The organism is Bacillus cereus group sp. BceL220 (assembly GCF_051776965.1).
Taxonomy (GTDB): Bacteria; Bacillota; Bacilli; order Bacillales; family Bacillaceae_G; genus Bacillus_A; species Bacillus_A cereus.
In genome coordinates, this window is the sequence record NZ_JBPWBC010000002.1 from 738,747 (window position 1) to 758,263 (window position 19,517).

Genomic DNA, 19,517 nt, shown 5'->3' on the forward strand with positions numbered 1-19,517 from the left:
TATAAAAAACCTCCCTATTGATGGGGAGGTTTTTTTGACGAATTGTGGCAAAAAGAAATAGCTAAAGGTGTGTTATACTAGAGAGCGAGGTGTTTGGTGATGAAAAAGAAAATGATGCTACAGTGGTTTGAGCAGGGAAGCATTGCAATTCCAAAATTGCTTATGATGCATTATAAAAAATTAGGTTTAAATGAGACGGAATTTATGGTTGTACTTCATGTACACACATTTTTAGAATCAGGTAATTCGTTTCCGACTCCTTCAGAGATTTCTGAACGGATGACGATAACGGAAATGAAATGTATGGAAGTAATTCAAGCGTTGATTCAAAAAGGTTTTTTATCACTAGAAGGTGGACAAAGATCAGAAGCAATGATGTGCGAAAGTTATTCTTTACAACCGTTATGGGAAAAAATATTACATTTCTTAATGGATGAATCAATAGAGGAAGAGCAAAAAGAAAAAAAACAGCTGCAAGTAAATTTATATACAGTATTTGAAAAAGAATTTGGAAGACCACTTTCGCCGTTCGAATGTGAAACGTTAGGAATGTGGGAGGACCAAGATCAACATCATCCAAATTTAATTCAGGCAGCTCTTAGAGAAGCTGTAATGAGTGGGAAACTAAATTTCCGATATATTGATCGTATTTTATTTGAGTGGAAAAAGAATGGAATTAAAACGGTAGATCAGGCTCAAAATCAAGGTCAAAAATTTAGAGCGAATCAACAAAGAGCACAACAAATGACAAAACAAGAGACGAAATTTACTGGAAAAGTGCCTTTTTATAATTGGTTGGAGCAGTAATATAGGAGGAGAAATATGCTTAACAAAACGCAAATCCGTTATTGTTTAGACACAATGGCGGATATGTATCCAGAAGCGCATTGTGAATTGGTTCATGATAATCCATTTGAACTTGTAATCGCGGTGGCGTTATCTGCACAATGTACAGATGTACTTGTAAATAAAGTGACAAGAAATTTATTTCAAAAATATAAAACACCAGAAGATTATTTAAGTGTTTCTCTAGAAGAATTACAACAAGATATACGCTCTATCGGATTGTATAGAAATAAAGCAAAAAACATTCAAAAATTATGCCGAATGTTATTAGATGACTATAATGGGGAGGTACCGAGCGATCGAGATGAACTTACGAAATTACCCGGTGTAGGAAGGAAAACAGCGAATGTTGTAGTTTCCGTAGCGTTTGGGATTCCTGCAATTGCTGTCGATACACATGTGGAGCGAGTGAGTAAACGATTAGCGATTTGTAGATGGAAAGATTCTGTGTTAGAAGTAGAAAAAACGTTAATGAAGAAAGTACCGATGGATGAGTGGGGGGTTACGCATCATCGTATGATTTTCTTTGGACGTTATCATTGTAAAGCACAACGACCGCAATGTGAGGAGTGCAGACTGTTAGAAGTATGTCGTGAAGGAAAGAAGCGAATGAAGGTGAAATAAGGGATGGAGCGAGTTATAGAAATACCGAAAGAATTTCACTGCTTACCATTTTTTAAAGAAAGCGTAAATTCAATTGAGTATCATACAGACGATTCTTTTGAAGAAATAATACAAAATACTTACTTTATATTTGATATTGAAAGACAGTATGAGCCATGGAAGGAAATTGAAAACAGTATTCCAGCGATGTTGAATGTATGGAAAAATAAGCATGAAGACATTGCTATACTGTTTCGAAATAGAAATAAGCAAGAGGCTGAGGGGCCAATGATTCTTTTTGCAGCTCACTTGTTATCGGTTGTCTATTGGCTAAATGAGCAACCTGTTCATAGTTTGAATGAAATGCAAATAAATACGAATAAATTAAAAGTGCAACCTGTTAATTTTATGGAAAGATATTCATTCATAATAAAGAAACCGAGTAATTATCATTCTTATATTCAATTAGCGCAGTTGTATATCGAAATAGAAAAGCTATATGTAAAGAAAATGATAACAAAAAAGAAGTCCGCTTCTCGTTAAGAGAAACGGACTTCTTTTTTGTTTATTAGGACTCTGTTGTAATAACAGTACCGTCTGCGTGAGGTGTATCTCCTCCGGTATTTTGATGTTGCTGTTCTTGTTGTTTCTTAGCTTCTTCTTCAGCTTTTTTCTTGGCCTCTTCTTCAGCTTTCTTCTTAGCTTCTTCTTCAGCTTTTTTCTTAGCTTCTTCTTCAGCTTTTCTTCTAGCTTCCTCATCAGCTTTCTTTTGAGCTTCTTCTTGCTGTTTACGTTGTTGTTCTTGTTGCTGTTCTTGTTGTTTCTTAGCCTCTTCTTCAGCTTTTTTCTTAGCTTCGTCTTGTTTTACTTTATCTTCATTAGCCTTTTTCTGGGCTTCCTCATCAGCTTTTTTCTTAGCTTCTTCATCGGCCTTTTTCTTAGCCTCTTCTTCAGCTTTTTTCGCATCTGGAGTTCCGCCAGGCGCAGTGAAGGATGCACCAACTGCTGGGCTTGTGCCAGTGCCTTTTTTCGCTACTACAGAGAAGCTGTAAGTAACACCTGGTTTAATACCACCAAGAGTAGCTGTCGTACCACTTATTGATAGGCTACCACTTGAACCGTCAGTTGCTTTATAGCTGGCTGCATATGCATCAACTTCTGCTGGTCCAGACCAGTTTAGTGTAACTGTGCTAGCGCCATCGAAAGTGACATTCAGACCACTAGGGGCATCTACTTTAATTTGTTTAATTGCATCTTTTTTCGCACCTTTTACGTATAATTCTCCGTTTATTTCTTGAACAGAAGAAGGACGTTCAAAGCGTGATTTATCTGTAGCGAATTTGCTCATCATTACTTGGAACATTTGCTGTGCAATTTTAGTATAACGATCACTAATGTAGTTTTCTGGACCGTTCTTTACGTAACCCGTCCATACAGCCATCGTATATTGTGGTGTATATCCAGCGAACCAGCTATCCCTGTTTGCATCAGCTGGAATGCCGTATTTCTTTAAATCTTTTGCATCAAAGTTTTGCGTTCCAGTTTTACCCGCTACGTCAACACCTGAAACATATGCTGTTGGTCCTGTACCACCAGAACCAGGTTTTACTACGTCACGAAGAACGTCAGTTACCATGTAAGCTGTATAGTCTTGCATAGCGCGTTGTTCTTTCGGTTTAAAGCTTTTCTTTTTCCCGTCCGGGAAGGTTACTTCTTTTACGAAGTGTGGTTTATTATAGTTACCACTATTACCAAAGGTTGCATATGCACCTGCTACTGCTAATGGAGAACTATCGTTACTACCAATTGCAGTAGATTCATGTACTCCATTTTCAAATGTCATGCCTAAACCTTCAGCAAACTCTTTTGATTTATTAAGCCCAACTGTTTGAGCTGTCTTTAAAGCCGGGATGTTTAATGACTTCTTCAATGCTTCACGAAGTGAAACGTCACCTTTAAAACTCCCTGTAGCATTTTTAATCTTTGTGCCATCAGAATAAGTATATTCAGAGTCATTTAATTGATGATAAGTAGACCACTGAAGATTCTCAATCGCTGGACCGTAGTCGAAAATTGGTTTCATTGTTGAACCAACTTGGCGTTTTAAATCAGTTGCCATATTATGACCTTTGAAAGTGGACTTATTTTCTTTACGTCCAGCACCAATTGCTCGAACTTCTCCAGATTGTGTATCCATAAATACGAATGATCCTTGGAATTGATCGTTTGGATACTTAATAAGATTGCCATCCATAATTTTTTCAGCATAATCTTGAGCATCTTGATCAAGTGTTGTATGAATCGTTAAACCATCTGAACCGATATTTACATCAGGATATTCTTTTTCAACTTCTTTTACAACTGCATCTAAAAATGCTTGATACTTCATCTCAGTTATTTCTGAAGACGGTTGAAGACCCTCTGTTACTGGGATCTTAACTGCGTTATTCATTTCTTCTTTTGTTATATAACCATGTCGATTCATTAATGACAATACGACATTACGACGATTTGTTGCTCGTTCAACATTTTCCTTTTTTGTTGGATCATAAATGTTTGGACCTTGGGGTAAACCAGCGAGCATAGCAGCTTCATGTAATTGCAAGTCTTTTAAATCTTTACCATAATATTTTTGCGCTGCTGTCGCAATACCATATGAACGGTTACCTAAATTAATCTTATTTAAGTACATTTCTAAAATCTCATGTTTAGAGTATTGTTGCTCTAATTTATAAGATAAGTACCATTCTTGTACTTTTCTCTTAGCGGTTTTATCCATCGTTAGAAAATAGTTCTTAACGACTTGCTGTGTAATCGTACTACCACCTTGGGAACCGAAACCACCAGTGACATTTTCCATAACTGCTTTTGTAGTTCGTTTAAAGTCAATTCCATTATGATCATAGAAACGCGAATCCTCAGTTGCAAGGAATGCATTTTCAACTACTTTTGGAATTTGATCATAAGTAACATGCGTTCGTTTTTCAGCACCGTATTCATAGAAGAAATTTCCGTTTTTATCAAGAAACTTTGTTGATAAAGGATTAACAAGTTTGGATTTATCTAATTTTGGAGCGTCCTTTACCATAACAAAGAAAGCGGAAACGCCGGCTACAAGACCAACGATACCAAGAAGTAGACAACCTATAAGGAATTTCTTGAAAAAGGAGCCTTTTTTCTTTGGTTTTTCTTCTTTATTTGTTTTTTTCTCTTGATTTTTTACATGATTTCGTTCTGTACGAGAACGATAATTATCTGACATTATACTTTCTCCTACCTTTCATTCTCTCCCCCAAAAGTCGAAAAAAGAGCCTTAGTGATGACTCTATCACGAAAAATAAACCGTGTCTAGTACACGGATATAGTCAATCCGAGGGTGATAACCGCATGATAATAAGGATCCATGCTCTTCTATTTCTTCTTTCGTAATCGACTTGCGTCCACCTGTATTTTGACGATTCCAAAATGCAATAATATGTTTTGCATCTAATAAATAAAATTCATCAAAAAGTGTAAATTTAATAATGACAAATGCAATTCCATTATGAGCAACCACTTGCTTCATATGTTCTATTTGATGAAGGTGGAAGTTTTGAAGTGGGAAACTAGTTTTATTTTTTGTTTCCTTTGCTTCAAAATCGATGTATTTCCCTTTGTATACACCGTTGTAATCTGTCGTAGAAGGTTGTTTAAAATACGCTTCTTTTACCACTGCAGCACTTCGAGCGGGGTAATCTACTTTTACAATTTGAAGAGGTGTAGGCTTTTTATGTACACATGCAATATTATGGGTTAAGTAATATTGATTTGTTTCATTCAATTCCTCTTCAAGGGACATACCTCTATTACTATAAGTATGTGTTTTTATAGGTGTTTTTTGAGGTTGTGAAGCTTGATTATACCTTTTTCCATTTGGGTAACGAATGGTCATAGTGTGTCCACTCCCAACTTGCTAAGAATTACTTACAAAGGTGATTATATCAAAAAATGAAAAAAGATGTGACCTTTTTGATGAAAGGTATGATGACTTATTTATGTTTACATGGAATGATTATATGAAAATTAAACAAAATCGAGAAAAAAATTTTTGTACAGAGAAAGAAAAAGCGATCATTCGCAATATTAAAAAGAAAACAGAAATAGCTAATGTGGACAATATTTCTCGGACACAATCTTATCACGAATATTATTTAAGAAATAGTGAAATCAGGTGGGCCTTTTTAGCGAGTATGGTTTCGAGAAATGCGGGATGGAATATGACTGATTTAGAAGGGAGATATTATGCCACTGTATTACCTGAAACGGTAAAAAAACATTTATTTCTTCTGTACGAACAAGCTAATTGGATTATTTTCTTAGATGCATTTCCTCAGCTATTATTGTATGAGGAAAGTAAGAAGAGACGGGCACCTCTCTTTCATTTGTTGCAATATTTCAGCGTATCAATTTTTATGGAAAAAGAATGGTTACTTTTCTGGGAAAGAAGAGATATGAATAGGCTTATGACAGCGCTTATTATAAATGAACAAAATAAAATTCAAAAACCAGTCATTGAGAACACATTTTTTAAAAAACATGTATTCCATACTGCACTTTTTAAAGTACAAGAAAGATTTCATATTAGTGCAGTTATCTTCCCAACAATTGAAGGGAGGATGTATGGATTTTCGGTTTATCAATTTGAAACGTTACAACAGCGTATAGAACTAGGAAAAAAATTAGCATGGTTATTGTTTCATCCAATTTATAATGGTTCGTTTTATAAGTTTGCATTGCAAACTACACATACTGGGTCTAGAGAAGATTATGAAGTTTACGCACAGGAAACTCGAAAGTCTTATACGCCAACACTTAGAGATATTTATCCTGTTATTTTACATGAAGAAATAAAAATGAGAGATTGGTTTTGTGCAAATATGAAAATGAATGTGCTATTTGTACTTGAAGAACCTAAAGAGGAAGTTAATATAACAGAATGGTATAGAAGAAAGAGAGAACAAATCTATAGGCTATCTATCGTAAATCGTTTTGCTAAAAGGATGGATGAGTTCATGATATAATAAAAAAGAAGTCCCGTCTTCCATTTTGAAGACGGGACTTCTTAATTTGAAACAATCCTGCTATGCGTGCTACAACTTTAATTTCAAAACGTAATGCTAGTAGGAGATTAAGGATGATTTGAAATCTACCTGTTCGTAATAAAGTCTCGCTTTATGTAGCAGGGAAGTTTGGACCATCTAGCTTTGGATTGCCAGTCTCAGGTTTATTTTGTTGTTTGTTTTGGTTTTTCTTTTTTTCATTTTTGTTCTTTGCCATTGTAATACACCTCCTTTTTGTATTGTTACCATTTCTATAAATGACATACGAAATGATTTCTTTGACGAATAACAACTAGTTTTGTCATGTGGGCAGGAGTGGTGAATCATTCGGCGAAATTACATGACAAAGGAAAAGCAAAGAAGGAGGCGTTTTGTATATGGCGATGGTTCAGAAGGAAGATGTAATGAAAAAAATGGATCAAATGTTAAGTTCTCTCGATTTGCTGGAAATGAATATAGGGATTAGAATGAATCATGCATTAAAGGATGCGAGTGAAAAAATATGCAATAAGATAGAAATAACAGAAATGCATATTGAACATATGGAAAATAAATTAGTGCATCACGAAGAAAAAGGGAATTGGGTAAAGACATTTCAAAACGTCGTAGTGAGTGCATAATAAGGTGGGAAAGAAATGAAGAATGAATCATTAATACAGTCTTCAGAAAAACTCATGCAGTATAATAATGAAGCGAATGTAAAAAAAAGAGAACTAACCGAATACGACTTTTATAAGGATATGAAACCGTTTGTAGATATGGTAGATGAGGAATTAGAGAAGTGGAAAGAATTAGCTTATACGTGGATTAAAGAAGAAAAGCCAAAGTATATACATGTACAGCAAATTGATCAAGTATACGATAATTTACAAACGAATGTGTTACAATGCTTTGTAAATAAAGGTAAAGGTAAACGATTCTTTGAAACACACCAAGCCGTTTCGTATACTTTGCAAAATATAGTTGAGCAATGTAAATAACAAGAGGGAGAACCCTCTTGTTATTTTTATGCTTCTGTCATTGTTGTAGGTTTTGTTGCGCCGTTTATTTCTAATTCTTTTATTAATGTTCGATAATCTGATATGCATATTTTTCCTTCGAGATACCAATGTCTCGCAAAGTCTAATAATTCATTTGCATTCTCTGTGCAATACCCCTTTTTTTGAGAAAACGCTTGTTTTAAATCCCCTAATACCATGTTGATTCCTCCCCCATGAGAATCTTCTTCTTAATTATCATAGCATGGAAGGGTTTTCTTTTTTAATTTTTTAAAAATTTAAACTTCCGACAAAAATAGACAGATACTCCATCACACATATTATTTTATAGGTACATATTATATATGTAGAAACTTATGTAAAGGAGGAGAGAATGCATGTTTCAACAATCTAACGTATATCAGCAAACGTATCCATATGCACAGCAAAATATGTACCAATATAATACGGATACATATTTACGGTATAATATGTATCCTTTCGAGCCTTATTATGGAAATCAAAATTATTATCAACCGTTTGAAGTGTCATTTATGAATCAAGCTCAACAACAGCAGCAACCTTATGTAAATCAGGCTCAACAACCACAACAGCAGCAACCTTATGTGAATCAAGCTCAACAATCACAAGCTCAGCAACCATACATGAATCAACAACAGCAGCAGCCTTATATGAATTCACAATATTATATGCCACCACAAGCGCCCTATGCTAATCAACAAGGGATGTTTTATCCACCAAAACAACCGTATCCGACACAGAGTAAACAAAAGCAACAACAGCCAAGTCAGTTTTCTAGTTTTGTTTCTCAATTTAAAACATCAGATGGTAACTATGATGTAAATAAAATGATGAACACAGCTGGCCAGATGATGAATGCGATGAATCAGGTGACAGGTATTGTAAAACAAGTTGGAGGCTTCTTTGGTAAGTAATGTTGAAGGGTTGTCTATGAAAGTATTGTATATGAAATAAAGGACTAGACAAATTTCCTTGTAATAAATGGGTATATATAACAATCGGCTTTCTCTCTTTTCTCATACTGTAAAGTGTAATCAGATTTTTTTAACGAGAGAGGAGAGAAAAAACTATGCATCATTGTCATCCTTGTTTTGGAGGGCATAAGCCTGTAGGACCTATTTGTACAACTGCTCCTGTCGTTCATCCGACGAAACAATGCGTAACACACTCTTTTTCAACAACGGTGGTGCCACACATTTTCCCAACACATACAACACATGTACATCATCAACAAATTAAAAACCAAAACTTCTTCCCACAAACAAATTCAAATGTAAATGTTGTGGACCCAATCGACCCAGGATTCGGCGGTGGATGTGGACCGTGTGGTCATGGACATCATGGACATCATGGACATCACGTATCTCCATTTGGTCCAGGACCAAATGTATCTCCGTTTGGACCAAACGTATCACCATTCGGACCGAATATTGGACCAAACGTATCACCATTCGGTCCAAATATTGGACCAAACGTTGGTGGAATGTTTAAAAAGTAAATGATATGTTAGAACTAGCGAAATGCTAGTTCTTTTTTTGTAATTGGAGTGTTGATATGAAAGTTATTGCAGTAACAGGATATAAGCCATTTGAACTTGGAATATTTAAAAATGATCATCCAGGGGTGGAGTGTATAAAAAAGGCATTATATCGTAAATTAACCACTTTTGTAGAAGATGGTTTAGAGTGGGTTATAATAAGCGGCCAGTTAGGTGTAGAATTATGGGCTGCTGAAGTTGTTTTTGAAATTCAAGTAGAATATCCAGATTTAAAATTAGCGGTATTCACTCCGTTTTTAGAACAAGAAGAAAATTGGAAAGAAGATAATCGTGAATATTACGAATTTATTCTTTCTCAAGCAGACCATGTTGATAGTATCACGAAAAGGAAGTATGAAAGCCCAGAACAATTTAAATTAAAAAATCAATTTTTTATTGAAAAAAGTGATGCGCTTTTAGCGGTATATGATGAAGAAAAACCAGGAAGTCCCAAATATATTGTAGAAGCAGCAAAGAAAAAAGGGGAAATAGAAAATTATCACAGTTATTTCATTCTTTTTTCTGATTTACAAGATATAATAGAAGAGGAACAGTGGAATAATGCAGAGTAATATGTAATATAGTACTCGTATATATGATTGACAAAAAGCATTGTTTCTGAAAAAATTTAGTTAATGAAAGTTTTGGTAAAAATTTGAGGTGAAGAAAATGATTTCGGATAAAATTAAATTAACAGCGAAAGATATTTTAGAAAAAGAATTTAAAACAGGTATGAGAGGTTATCAGCAAGAAGAAGTAGACAAGTTTCTTGATATGATCATTAAAGACTATGAAGCTTTCCACAAAGAGTTTGAGCAATTAAAGCAACAAAATGCTCGTTTAAAGCGTGAATTAGAGGAACAAAAACTAGCAGTAACGCAAGTTCCACAACAACCTGTACAAACACCAGTTGCACAACCGGTTTATAACAACACGAATACGGATATTTTAAAACGCTTATCTAACTTAGAAAAAGCTGTATTTGGAAGTAAGTTATACGAATGATGTAAGGTGGGAAAAGGTTTAAGCGTTTTACATAGAAAAAAACGTTGCAAAATCTTTTTGTTTCCACTATACTAATGGATGTCATAACGTTTGGGTAATCGCTGCAACGCCAACGTTGTAGAGGAAAGTCCATGCTCGCACGGCCTGAGATGGCTGTAGTGTTCGTGCCTAGCCAATTCATAAGCTAGGGTATTCTGGCTGTAAGGCTGGTTTAACGGCAGGGAAAAAACCTAAGTCCTTTCGGATATGGTTTGACTACCTTTAAAGTGCCACAGTGACGAAGTCCTTGAAGAAATGATAGGAGTGGAACGAGGTAAACCCCACGAGCGAGAAACCCAAATAATGGTAGGGGAATCTTTTCCAAGGAAATGAACGACGGGAAAGGACAGGTTTTATAACCTGTAGATAGATGATTGCCACCGGAGTACGAGGCGTGGGCCGTTTGTAGTACAAAGGAACAGAACATGGCTTACAGAACGTTATGAACCAACTATGAAATAACTCAGCTCTCCTTTGTTAGAGGAGGGCTTTTTATTTGTATGAAGTTATAAAGTATGAGTTAAAATGGTAATGAGAAAATTTTTCGTAAAATGTAATGATTAATAGGACCAATTGCTATTAATTATTGTTTGAATATACATAAGAGGTGAATGCAAATGGGAAAAGTTACTTTAATTGCAACAGCGGCAATGGGTATTGAAGCGTTAGTTGCCCGAGAAGTTCGCGATCTTGGTTATGAATGTCAAGTAGAAAACAGCAAAGTAACATTTGAAGCAGATGAAAAGGCGATTTGTCGTACGAATTTATGGTTGCGTACTGCGGACCGTGTAAAAATTAAAGTTGGCGAATTTAAAGCAACAACATTTGATGAGCTATTTGAAAAAACGAAAGCATTAAACTGGGGAGATTATATTCCAGAGAATGGCGAATTCCCTGTTATCGGTAAATCTTTAAAATCTGAATTATTCAGTGTTTCGGATTGCCAACGTATCGTTAAAAAAGCTGTCGTTGAAAAATTAAAAACAACATATAAACGTACAACTTGGTTTGAAGAAGATGGTCCGTTATTCCGTATCGAGATTGCAATGCTCAAGGATATTGCAACATTAACAATTGATGCGAGTGGTGTTGGACTTCATAAACGTGGATACCGTATGGATCAAGGGGAAGCTCCGTTAAAAGAAACATTAGCTGCGTCTTTAATTAAATTAACAAACTGGAAGCCAGATCGTCCATTTGTTGATCCATTCTGTGGATCAGGTACAATTCCGATTGAAGCAGCATTAATTGGACAAAACATTGCACCAGGATTTAACCGTGGTTTCGCATCTGACGAGTGGGGCTGGGTAGGTAAACAAAACTGGCGTGAAGCTCGTCAAGAAGCTGAAGATTTAGCGAACTATGATCAACGCTTACAAATCATTGGATCAGATATTGATCATCGTATGATTCGAGTTGCTCAAGATAACGCAGAAGAAGTAGGCTTAAGCGATTTAATTACATTTAAACAAATGCAAGTAAAAGATTTCACAACAAAAGAGGATTATGGCTACGTTGTAACGAATCCTCCATACGGAGAACGTTTAAGTGAAAAAGCACTCGTTGAACAACTGTATAAAGAAATGGGACAAGTATTCCGCCCGTTAGATACATGGTCAGCGTATGTATTAACAAGCTACGAAGCATTTGAGAAGTGTTACGGAAAAGATGCGTCGAAGAAGCGTAAACTATTTAACGGATTTATCCGTACAGATTACTACCAATACTTCGGAAAACGTCCACCGCGTAATTCATAGTATAAAACTCCTCCAGCGCGCATATACTGGCTATTATGTAATGCGTAAAGGAGGAAGTGATATGGATAATTTCCAATTATCAATGATTCAAAAAGCTATTCACCGTACGTATGATGAGCTCGGAAAAGAAGTGGATAGTCAAGGTGCGATTGTAGATGAAATACAAAAAGCACAAGAAGAATATTTGTCAGCTCTTTCACATGAAACAGCGATTGATAAACGGTATTTAAAGTCATTAATATAGAAGAAAATTTTCCTTTTTCGAAAGGAAAATTTTTTTTCGTGAATTTCTATGTATTGCAACAGGGGAAAGCAAATGCATACATATGCGTAGCAGTTGCTATTATCTTTTTATAGAAAAACTTTTTGGTTGGAGGCTAAGGATGTTTACTGAGAAGAGATTACCATTTGAAGTAGGAAAACAAGATAATTTTTATGATAAGTTGAATGAGTGGATTGGAGATGTGTTTTACGACATCCTTCCGGAAAAAGGCTTTGAAGAGCGTGATGAACAAATTTTTATGGCGTTTCAGTTAGAACGCGCTTTCCAAGAAAAGAAAGTTATGTTCGCAGAAGCTGGTGTAGGAACAGGGAAAACAATTGTATATCTTCTATATGCAATTTGTTACGCGCGTTATACTGGGAAACCAGCTATTATTGCTTGTGCAGATGAAACGTTAATTGAGCAGCTTGTAAAAGAAGAAGGGGACATCGCTAAGTTATCTGAAGCATTAGGGCTATCTGTTGATGTAAGGCTTGCAAAATCAATGGATAATTATTTATGCTTACGTAAACTTGAAGATGTTATGAGTGGACGAGCTCCAGAAGTAATTGAAGACGTATATTACGAGTTACCACAGTTTGTATTCGATCATGGTACGATGCAAAACTTTACTCACTATGGTGACAGAAAAGAATTTCCACTTTTAAATGACGAAGAATGGTCAAAAGTAAATTGGGATTACTTCCAAGATTGCTTTACTTGTGATTCTCGTCATCGTTGTGGACAAACTCTTTCTCGTGAACATTATCGTAAAGCAGCAGATTTAATTATTTGTTCTCAAGATTTCTATATGGATCATATTTGGACGTACGATGCTCGTAAGCGTGAAGGACAAATTCCATTATTACCAGAAAGTAGCTGCGTTGTATTCGATGAAGGACATCTTGTAGAATATGCAGCTCAAAAAGCTTTAACATACCGTTTAAAGCAAACTATGATGGAGCAACTTTTAACGAGATTGCTACAAAACGATATTCGTGAGGAGTTTGCACATTTAGTAGAAGAAACAATTTGGCAAACAGAGCGATTCTTTGATGTGTTACAAGAAAACAAAAAAGAAATTGCCGGTTCTGATCGTTTAGAAATTACTGTGACAGAAAAAGTAACAGCTGAAGCGAAACGACTTTATGCAAAAATCGGTGAAGTTGGAGATGCATTAGTATTCGAAAGTGAAATGCATACAGTAAACACGTATGATTTAAATATTGTTGATGAGCATTTAGATGTATTAGAACATTCACTTCGTCTGTTCATGCACGAGAAAAATGTAATTACTTGGGGTGAAGAAGGTGATGGTGCCTTCACGTTAGTTATTATGCCGCGTGCAGTTGAAGAAGTATTACAAGAGAAAGTGTTCTCGAAGAAAATACCGTATATTTTCTCTTCTGCGACATTATCGAACAACGATTCATTCGCTTTCACAGCTAATAGCCTAGGGGTAAAAGATTACTTGTCATTCTCAGTTGCTTCACCGTTTGATTATGAAGAGCAAATGACAGTAAACTTACTATCGCATACGAAAGAAAATGAATGGGAAAGAAAGTGTCAATATACACTTGAAAATATTCAAAAAACAAATGGACGTACGCTTGTATTGTTCCGTACAACGCAAGAGCTTGCAGCGTTCAAAGAGTATGTAAGTAAAGAGCAAATGTCGGTTCCGTTCTTATATGAAGGCGATCAGGAAATTAGTCAGCTCGTTTCTCGTTTCCAAAATGAAGAAGAGACTGTACTTTGTGCGGTTCATTTATGGGAAGGTTTAGATATTCCTGGTTCATCATTATCGCACGTTATTATTTGGTCTTTACCATTCCCTCCAAACGATCCTGTGTTTGAAGCGAAACGTAAGCACGTAAATGATCCATTCTGGGATGTAGATGTACCATATATGATTTTACGACTTCGTCAAGGAATTGGGCGTTTAATTCGTACAAGTGAAGATAAAGGTGCTATATCAATCTTCTTATCTGATTCAGAAGATGAGAAAGTAGTTGCAGCTGTGAAAAATGTACTGCCAGTAGAAGGTAAAGAATTATAAGGAGAAAGCTTGGCGCTTGCCAAGCTTTTTTCTATTATAAAAGGAATTTATGTTTCCGTGTCGAATTAAGTTTGAGGTAGAAAAAGGAGGCTTTTATACGATGACAGTTGCTACATATGAAGTAGAAAAACAATTTTTAACATACGTGAAGAAGATACAAAATTACGGAGAAGCATTAAGTTTAATGTTTTGGGATTTAAGAACAGGTGCACCAAAAAAAGGTGTAGATCAGCGTTCAGAAGTAATTGGTATGCTTTCGTCAGAAGTGTTTGCTATGTCGACTTCAGATGAGATGGGAAACTATTTAACAGAACTTGAAGCTTTAATACGTGAAGATAAACTTTCTGAAACGACAAAGAAAATGGTTGAAGAGTGTCGGAAAGAATATGATAGAAATAAAAAAATTCCACAAGCTGAATATGAGGCTTATGTGAAATTAGAAGCGAAAGCAGAGAGTGTGTGGGAAGAAGCTCGCGAAAAATCTGATTTCGAAATGTTCCGCCCGTACTTAGAAAAAATTGTTGAATTTAAAAAGAAATTTATTACATATTGGGGTTATGAAACATATAAATACAATACATTATTAGACATGTATGAGCCAGGTATTACAGTAGAAGTTTTAGATCACGTATTTGGTCAACTTCGTGAGCGTATCGTGCCGCTTGTAAAAGAAATCTCTGAGTCTAAAAAAGGATTAAAAACAAGTGCTTTATCGGAACAGTTTTCAAAAGAAAAACAAAAGAACTTTACATTAGAACTATTAAAGCAATTGAATTATGACTTTGAAGCAGGTCGTCTTGATGAAACAGTACATCCTTTCGAAATTACATTAAATAGAGGGGATGTTCGTATTACGACACGCTATGATGAAAAAGATTTCCGTATGGCTGTATTTGGAACAATTCATGAATGTGGTCATGCAGTATATGAACAAAACATTGCAGAACAATTTGAAGGTACACCACTTTGCAGTGGTACATCTATGGGTATTCACGAATCACAATCATTATTCTTTGAGAACTTTATCGGCCGTAATAAATCATTCTGGAAGAAAAATTATGATTTATTAAAAGAGTATAGCGATGGTCAATTTGATGATATGTCAGTCGATGAGTTTTATGATGCAATTAACGAATCGAAGCCGTCATTCATTCGTATAGAAGCAGATGAGCTTACATACCCGCTTCATGTTATGGTGCGTTATGAATTAGAGAAAGAATTATTTGATGGTACATTACAAGTGAAGGACTTACCAGCAGCTTGGAATGATAAGATGGAAGCATATTTAGGAATTCGTCCGGAAAATGATGCGCAAGGTGTATTGCAAGATGTTCACTGGGCTGGTGGCTCATTTGGATACTTCCCATCTTATGCGCTTGGTTACATGTATGCAGCGCAATTTAAGCAAAGAATGTTAAAAGACATTCCGAACTTTGATGCATTATTAGAAGAAGGAAACGTAACACCGATTCGTGAATGGTTAACAGAACATATTCACCAATATGGTAAAACGAAAAAGCCGCTTGAAATTTTAGAAGATGTAACAGGTGAAGGCTTAAATGCAAACTACTTAGCCGATTATTTAGAAGCGAAATATAGAGCGATTTATGAGTTGTAAAAAAAGAGCTGCTTAATTGCAGCTCTTTTTATTAAAGGGGATGATAAAATGGGTTATACATATACAGTAATGAAGCAAGAAGAAGCGGAGGAAATTGCGTATAACTGGCATTATGAAGGGAAATATTCTTTTTATGATATAGAGGCAGATGAAGAAGATTTAGCTGAATTTTTACATGGTGAGAGTAGAGGAGATCATACATTTTCTGTGAAGCAAAATGGTATTCTCATTGGTTTTTTTACTGTTTGTAAAATGAATGATGGAACGGTTGATATAGGACTTGGAATGAGACCTGATATAACTGGCAATGGATTTGGTTTACAGTTCGTGAATGCTGGATTAGCTTTTAGCAAAGAAAAATACGGATGCAAATATATAACACTATCAGTAGCGACATTTAATGAGAGAGCGATAAAAGTGTATAAAAGGGCGGGATTTGAAGTGGTTGGAACGTTTATACAGAAAACAAATGGTAGTTGTTTTGAGTTTTTGAAAATGAACTACATATGTAAACGTGATTAAAAAACAGAGGGATCTTCTGTTTTTTTATTTTGATTTAGAAATATATGATACATATTTTTTTACTTGTTGTAATTGAGGGTTTTGAAATTTTGGTAAAGGATGTGTATGATAGAAGTTTAGTAGCGAATAGTAGGTTTAGCAAGGAAAGGTAGAGGTAGTATGATTACAATTAAAACAAAAAATGAAATAGATTTGATGCATGAATCTGGAAAATTACTTGCTTCATGTCATAAAGAAATTGCGAAAATGATAAAGCCAGGTATAACGACGCAAGAGATTAATACGTTTGTTGAAATGTATTTAAAAAAGCATGGTGCCACATCTGAACAGAAAGATTACAATGGTTATCCATATGCGATATGTGCATCTGTAAACGATGAAATGTGTCATGCGTTTCCGGCCGATGTTCCTTTAACTGAGGGTGATATTGTAACAATTGACATGGTAGTAAACTTAAATGGGGGTCTTTCAGATTCTGCTTGGACGTATAGAGTTGGAAAAGTTTCTGATGAAGCAGAAAAGTTGTTGCTAGTAGCTGAGAATGCTTTATATAAAGGGGGTGATCAGGCGGTAATCGGTAATCATGTAGGAGACATTGGCTATGCAATTGAAAGTTATGTAACAAATGAAGGTTTTTCTGTCGCAAGAGACTTTACGGGACATGGAATCGGTAAAGAGATTCATGAAGAACCAGCAATTTTTCATTTTGGGAAACAAGGACAAGGGCCTCAGTTACAAGAAGGAATGGTGATTACGATTGAGCCGATTGTCAATGTAGGTATGCGATATTCGAAAGTAGATTTAAATGGGTGGACTGCACGAACGATGGATGGGAAATTATCAGCTCAATATGAGCATACACTTGCGATTACAAAAGATGGGCCAATCATTTTAACGAAGTTGTAATTGGAAATGAAAGAGTTTACAAAACTCGAACGAAAATAGTAGTTTTTAAAAATTCGTACGTGTTTTTTCGATAAATGCTTTTCAAAGTATAAAAAGTGCGTTATAATCCTTCTATAAAATAAATAGTTAGCTACACTCATATAATCGCGGGGATATGGCCTGCAAGTTTCTACCGAAGTACCGTAAATACTTTGACTATGAGTGAGGACGAATATAATTGCTTGTTTGGCATTCTTTTTTGCGAAACTCCAAAAGCGCGTCTCTCACTTGTAACGAGTGGTGGCGGCTTTTGGAGTTTTTTTATTGCATAAGAGGGGGAACAAACATGAAAGTATTACAAGAAAAGATTTTGAATGAAGGAAAGGTTTTATCTGGTGACGTATTAAAGGTGGATGCATTTTTAAATCACCAAATTGATCCAGTACTTATGCAAGAAATCGGAAAAGAATTTGCTAAACGTTTTAAAGAAGAGAACATTACAAAAATCGTGACGATTGAATCTTCAGGCATTGCACCATCTGTTATGGCTGCATTAGAGCTTGGTGTAAAAGTAATCTTTGCAAGAAAACGTAAATCGTTAACGTTACAAGATAATATGTACGTTGCAAACGTATATTCATTTACAAAACAAGAAACAAATGAAATTTCATTATCTCGAAATCATATTGATGAAAATGATCGCGTGCTAATCATCGATGACTTTTTAGCAAACGGTCAGGCTGCTTTAGGTTTAATGAGTTTGGTAGAGCAAGCAGGAGCAAGTATTGCAGGAATTGGAATTGTTATTGAAAAAGCATTTCAAGATGGAGGAAAGAAGCTTCGTGAACAAGGCGTTCGTGTTGAATCACTAGCAGAAATTGCATCACTTGATAACGGCACAGTTACATTTGTACAGCAAGAAACTGTGGAGGTGAAATAAACGATGAAGCAGCATCCATTTAAAATTGCATCGCTTGGTATGCAACATATGCTTGCAATGTATGCTGGAGCAATTATCGTTCCGCTTATTGTGGGCGGTGGACTTGGTTTAAATCAAAAAGAATTAACATATTTAGTCTCAATTGATTTATTAATGTGCGGCGTTGCAACAATTTTACAAGCATTATCAAATCGCTTTTTCGGTATTGGACTTCCCGTTGTACTCGGTTGTACATTTACAGCCGTTGGACCGATGATTGCGATTGGAAAACAATACGGTGTGTCTTCTATTTATGGAGCAATTATTGCTGCTGGGTTATTCGTTGTTATTTTTGCGAAATTATTTGGAAAGCTTGTAAAACTATTTCCACCTGTTGTAACAGGATCTGTTGTTACTGTAATTGGAGTTACACTTGTTCCAGCAGCAATTAATGATATGGCTGGAGGAGTAGGAAGTAAGGATTTCGGTAGTCTTGAAAATTTAGCATTAGCATTTGGTGTGTTACTATTTATCATCATTATGTATCGTTTCTTTGATGGATTTATTCGTTCAATCTCTATTTTACTAGGTCTATTGTTCGGTACAATCGTTGCAGCGTTTATGGGGAAAGTAAGCTTGCAAGCGGTTGGAGAGGCTGATTGGTTCCATGGTATTCAACCATTTTACTTCGGTACACCAACATTTGAATTAACACCAGTTATTACGATGATTCTCGTCGCTTGTGTAGGGATTGTAGAAGCAACGGGTGTATACTTTGCATTATCTGATATTTGCAATAAAAAAATCGGTGAAAAAGAATTAACAAAGGGCTATCGAGCAGAAGGATTAGCGATGGTGTTAGGTGGTATTTTCAACGCGTTCCCATATACAACTTACTCTCAAAACGTAGGACTTGTTCAATTAACTGGAGTAAGAAATCGCGTTATTATTTATACTTGCGGTGGTATGTTAATCGTTCTTGGATTCATTCCTAAAATCGCAGCTATTACAACAATCATTCCGAAATCAGTACTTGGCGGTGCTATGCTCGCAATGTTCGGCATGGTAATGGCATATGGTATTAAAATGTTAAGTAGCGTTGATTTTGGCAAACAAGAAAACTTATTAATTGTTGCATGTTCTGTCGGAATTGGGCTTGGGGTTACAGTTGTTCCTACATTATTCTCACAACTTCCTGAAAACATTCGTATTTTAACAGATAACGGAATTGTACTTGGAAGTGCGTCAGCAGTACTTTTAAATATCGTATTTAATATGGTGCCGCAGCGTAAAGTGAAAGTAAAAGAAGAGCCGGTGTCTATGCAAAGTGCAGTAAGAGAAGCGTAA

General features: G+C 35.6%; 22 protein-coding genes, 1 other RNA gene and 1 riboswitch. Of the genes, 19 read left to right on the forward strand and 4 right to left on the reverse strand.

From position 1 onward, the window contains the following. The first annotated feature begins 99 nt into the window (after positions 1-99). Genes dnaD through ACS2FK_RS08770 form a run of 3 tightly spaced genes read left to right on the forward strand, consistent with a single transcriptional unit; the run spans position 100 to position 1,992 of the window. Complete coding sequence (gene dnaD, locus ACS2FK_RS08760; protein WP_000728542.1) at positions 100-807, forward strand: DNA replication protein DnaD; 708 nt, start codon at positions 100-102, stop codon at positions 805-807. Between the two features lie 15 nt (positions 808-822). Continuing rightward, complete coding sequence (gene nth, locus ACS2FK_RS08765) at positions 823-1,470, forward strand: endonuclease III (protein WP_000933035.1); 648 nt, start codon at positions 823-825, stop codon at positions 1,468-1,470. 3 nt (positions 1,471-1,473) lie between these two features. Continuing rightward, entirely contained in the window at positions 1,474-1,992 is a 519-nt protein-coding gene (locus ACS2FK_RS08770; protein WP_000442658.1) for a YpoC family protein, read from the forward strand. A 25-nt stretch (positions 1,993-2,017) separates the two neighbouring features. Here the strand turns inward: ACS2FK_RS08770 and ACS2FK_RS08775 are convergent, their stop codons facing one another. Beyond that, positions 2,018-4,711: a PBP1A family penicillin-binding protein gene (locus tag ACS2FK_RS08775; protein WP_063546937.1), complete on the reverse strand. Its 2,694-nt coding sequence runs from the start codon at positions 4,709-4,711 to the stop codon at positions 2,018-2,020. 66 nt (positions 4,712-4,777) lie between these two features. After that, positions 4,778-5,380 carry a Holliday junction resolvase RecU gene (gene recU / locus ACS2FK_RS08780; RefSeq protein ID WP_000155599.1) on the reverse strand — a complete coding sequence of 201 codons (603 nt, stop codon included), beginning with the start codon at positions 5,378-5,380 and terminating at the stop codon, positions 4,778-4,780. Positions 5,381-5,483: 103 nt separating this feature from the next. On the opposite strand from recU, the gene ACS2FK_RS08785 reads away from it, so the two are divergent. Further along, positions 5,484-6,509, forward strand: a complete 1,026-nt coding sequence (locus ACS2FK_RS08785; RefSeq protein ID WP_000495657.1) for a DUF2515 domain-containing protein — start codon at positions 5,484-5,486, stop codon at positions 6,507-6,509. 151 nt (positions 6,510-6,660) lie between these two features. Here ACS2FK_RS08785 and ACS2FK_RS08790 read toward each other — a convergent pair whose 3' ends face one another. After that, positions 6,661-6,840 carry a hypothetical protein gene (locus ACS2FK_RS08790; protein WP_001987054.1) on the reverse strand — a complete coding sequence of 60 codons (180 nt, stop codon included), beginning with the start codon at positions 6,838-6,840 and terminating at the stop codon, positions 6,661-6,663. A gap of 85 nt (positions 6,841-6,925) precedes the next feature. Between ACS2FK_RS08790 and ACS2FK_RS08795 the strand changes: the two genes are divergently transcribed. Together ACS2FK_RS08795 and ACS2FK_RS08800 are read left to right on the forward strand one after the other, a co-directional pair. Next, complete coding sequence (locus ACS2FK_RS08795; protein ID WP_001252036.1) at positions 6,926-7,168, forward strand: hypothetical protein; 243 nt, start codon at positions 6,926-6,928, stop codon at positions 7,166-7,168. Positions 7,169-7,183: 15 nt separating this feature from the next. Continuing rightward, the gene (locus tag ACS2FK_RS08800; protein WP_000787408.1) at positions 7,184-7,528 is read left to right on the forward strand and encodes a YppE family protein; all 345 of its coding nucleotides are present in this window, start codon (positions 7,184-7,186) and stop codon (positions 7,526-7,528) included. 26 nt (positions 7,529-7,554) lie between these two features. Here ACS2FK_RS08800 and ACS2FK_RS08805 read toward each other — a convergent pair whose 3' ends face one another. Next, positions 7,555-7,746 carry a YppF family protein gene (locus ACS2FK_RS08805; RefSeq protein WP_000242652.1) on the reverse strand — a complete coding sequence of 64 codons (192 nt, stop codon included), beginning with the start codon at positions 7,744-7,746 and terminating at the stop codon, positions 7,555-7,557. A gap of 177 nt (positions 7,747-7,923) precedes the next feature. Here ACS2FK_RS08805 and ACS2FK_RS08810 point away from each other — a divergent pair, with 177 nt between their 5' ends. The 13 genes from ACS2FK_RS08810 (at position 7,924) to pbuX (ending at position 19,517) form a co-directional block, all read left to right on the forward strand. Beyond that, complete coding sequence (locus ACS2FK_RS08810; protein ID WP_000487718.1) at positions 7,924-8,481, forward strand: YppG family protein; 558 nt, start codon at positions 7,924-7,926, stop codon at positions 8,479-8,481. Positions 8,482-8,636: 155 nt separating this feature from the next. Then, positions 8,637-9,065 carry a CotD family spore coat protein gene (locus tag ACS2FK_RS08815; RefSeq protein ID WP_000546290.1) on the forward strand — a complete coding sequence of 143 codons (429 nt, stop codon included), beginning with the start codon at positions 8,637-8,639 and terminating at the stop codon, positions 9,063-9,065. A 56-nt stretch (positions 9,066-9,121) separates the two neighbouring features. Further along, positions 9,122-9,676 (forward strand): DUF1273 domain-containing protein, encoded by a 555-nt coding sequence (locus ACS2FK_RS08820; RefSeq protein ID WP_000862925.1) that lies wholly within the window; start codon positions 9,122-9,124, stop codon positions 9,674-9,676. Between the two features lie 97 nt (positions 9,677-9,773). Beyond that, the gene (gpsB, locus tag ACS2FK_RS08825) at positions 9,774-10,109 is read left to right on the forward strand and encodes a cell division regulator GpsB (protein WP_000622431.1); all 336 of its coding nucleotides are present in this window, start codon (positions 9,774-9,776) and stop codon (positions 10,107-10,109) included. Positions 10,110-10,195: 86 nt separating this feature from the next. Continuing rightward, an RNA gene (gene rnpB, locus ACS2FK_RS08830) (RNase P RNA component class B) lies at positions 10,196-10,586 on the forward strand. 179 nt (positions 10,587-10,765) lie between these two features. Then, positions 10,766-11,905: a THUMP domain-containing class I SAM-dependent RNA methyltransferase gene (locus ACS2FK_RS08835; RefSeq protein ID WP_000521227.1), complete on the forward strand. Its 1,140-nt coding sequence runs from the start codon at positions 10,766-10,768 to the stop codon at positions 11,903-11,905. Positions 11,906-11,966: 61 nt separating this feature from the next. Beyond that, complete coding sequence (locus ACS2FK_RS08840) at positions 11,967-12,149, forward strand: DUF3921 domain-containing protein (protein ID WP_000368570.1); 183 nt, start codon at positions 11,967-11,969, stop codon at positions 12,147-12,149. A gap of 139 nt (positions 12,150-12,288) precedes the next feature. Beyond that, positions 12,289-14,226 (forward strand): ATP-dependent DNA helicase, encoded by a 1,938-nt coding sequence (locus ACS2FK_RS08845; protein ID WP_000493709.1) that lies wholly within the window; start codon positions 12,289-12,291, stop codon positions 14,224-14,226. Positions 14,227-14,326: 100 nt separating this feature from the next. Next, on the forward strand, positions 14,327-15,844 hold the full coding sequence (gene ypwA, locus ACS2FK_RS08850) for a carboxypeptidase (protein WP_023521517.1): 1,518 nt from the start codon (positions 14,327-14,329) through the stop codon (positions 15,842-15,844). A 48-nt stretch (positions 15,845-15,892) separates the two neighbouring features. Further along, positions 15,893-16,366 carry a GNAT family N-acetyltransferase gene (locus ACS2FK_RS08855; RefSeq protein WP_053564873.1) on the forward strand — a complete coding sequence of 158 codons (474 nt, stop codon included), beginning with the start codon at positions 15,893-15,895 and terminating at the stop codon, positions 16,364-16,366. 159 nt (positions 16,367-16,525) lie between these two features. Then, positions 16,526-17,272: a type I methionyl aminopeptidase gene (locus ACS2FK_RS08860; protein ID WP_063546938.1), complete on the forward strand. Its 747-nt coding sequence runs from the start codon at positions 16,526-16,528 to the stop codon at positions 17,270-17,272. 116 nt (positions 17,273-17,388) lie between these two features. Then, a riboswitch (purine riboswitch) is annotated at positions 17,389-17,490 on the forward strand. 107 nt (positions 17,491-17,597) lie between these two features. Further along, on the forward strand, positions 17,598-18,191 hold the full coding sequence (locus ACS2FK_RS08865) for a xanthine phosphoribosyltransferase (protein WP_063546939.1): 594 nt from the start codon (positions 17,598-17,600) through the stop codon (positions 18,189-18,191). Between the two features lie 3 nt (positions 18,192-18,194). Continuing rightward, on the forward strand, positions 18,195-19,517 hold the full coding sequence (gene pbuX / locus ACS2FK_RS08870; RefSeq protein WP_000809230.1) for a xanthine permease PbuX: 1,323 nt from the start codon (positions 18,195-18,197) through the stop codon (positions 19,515-19,517).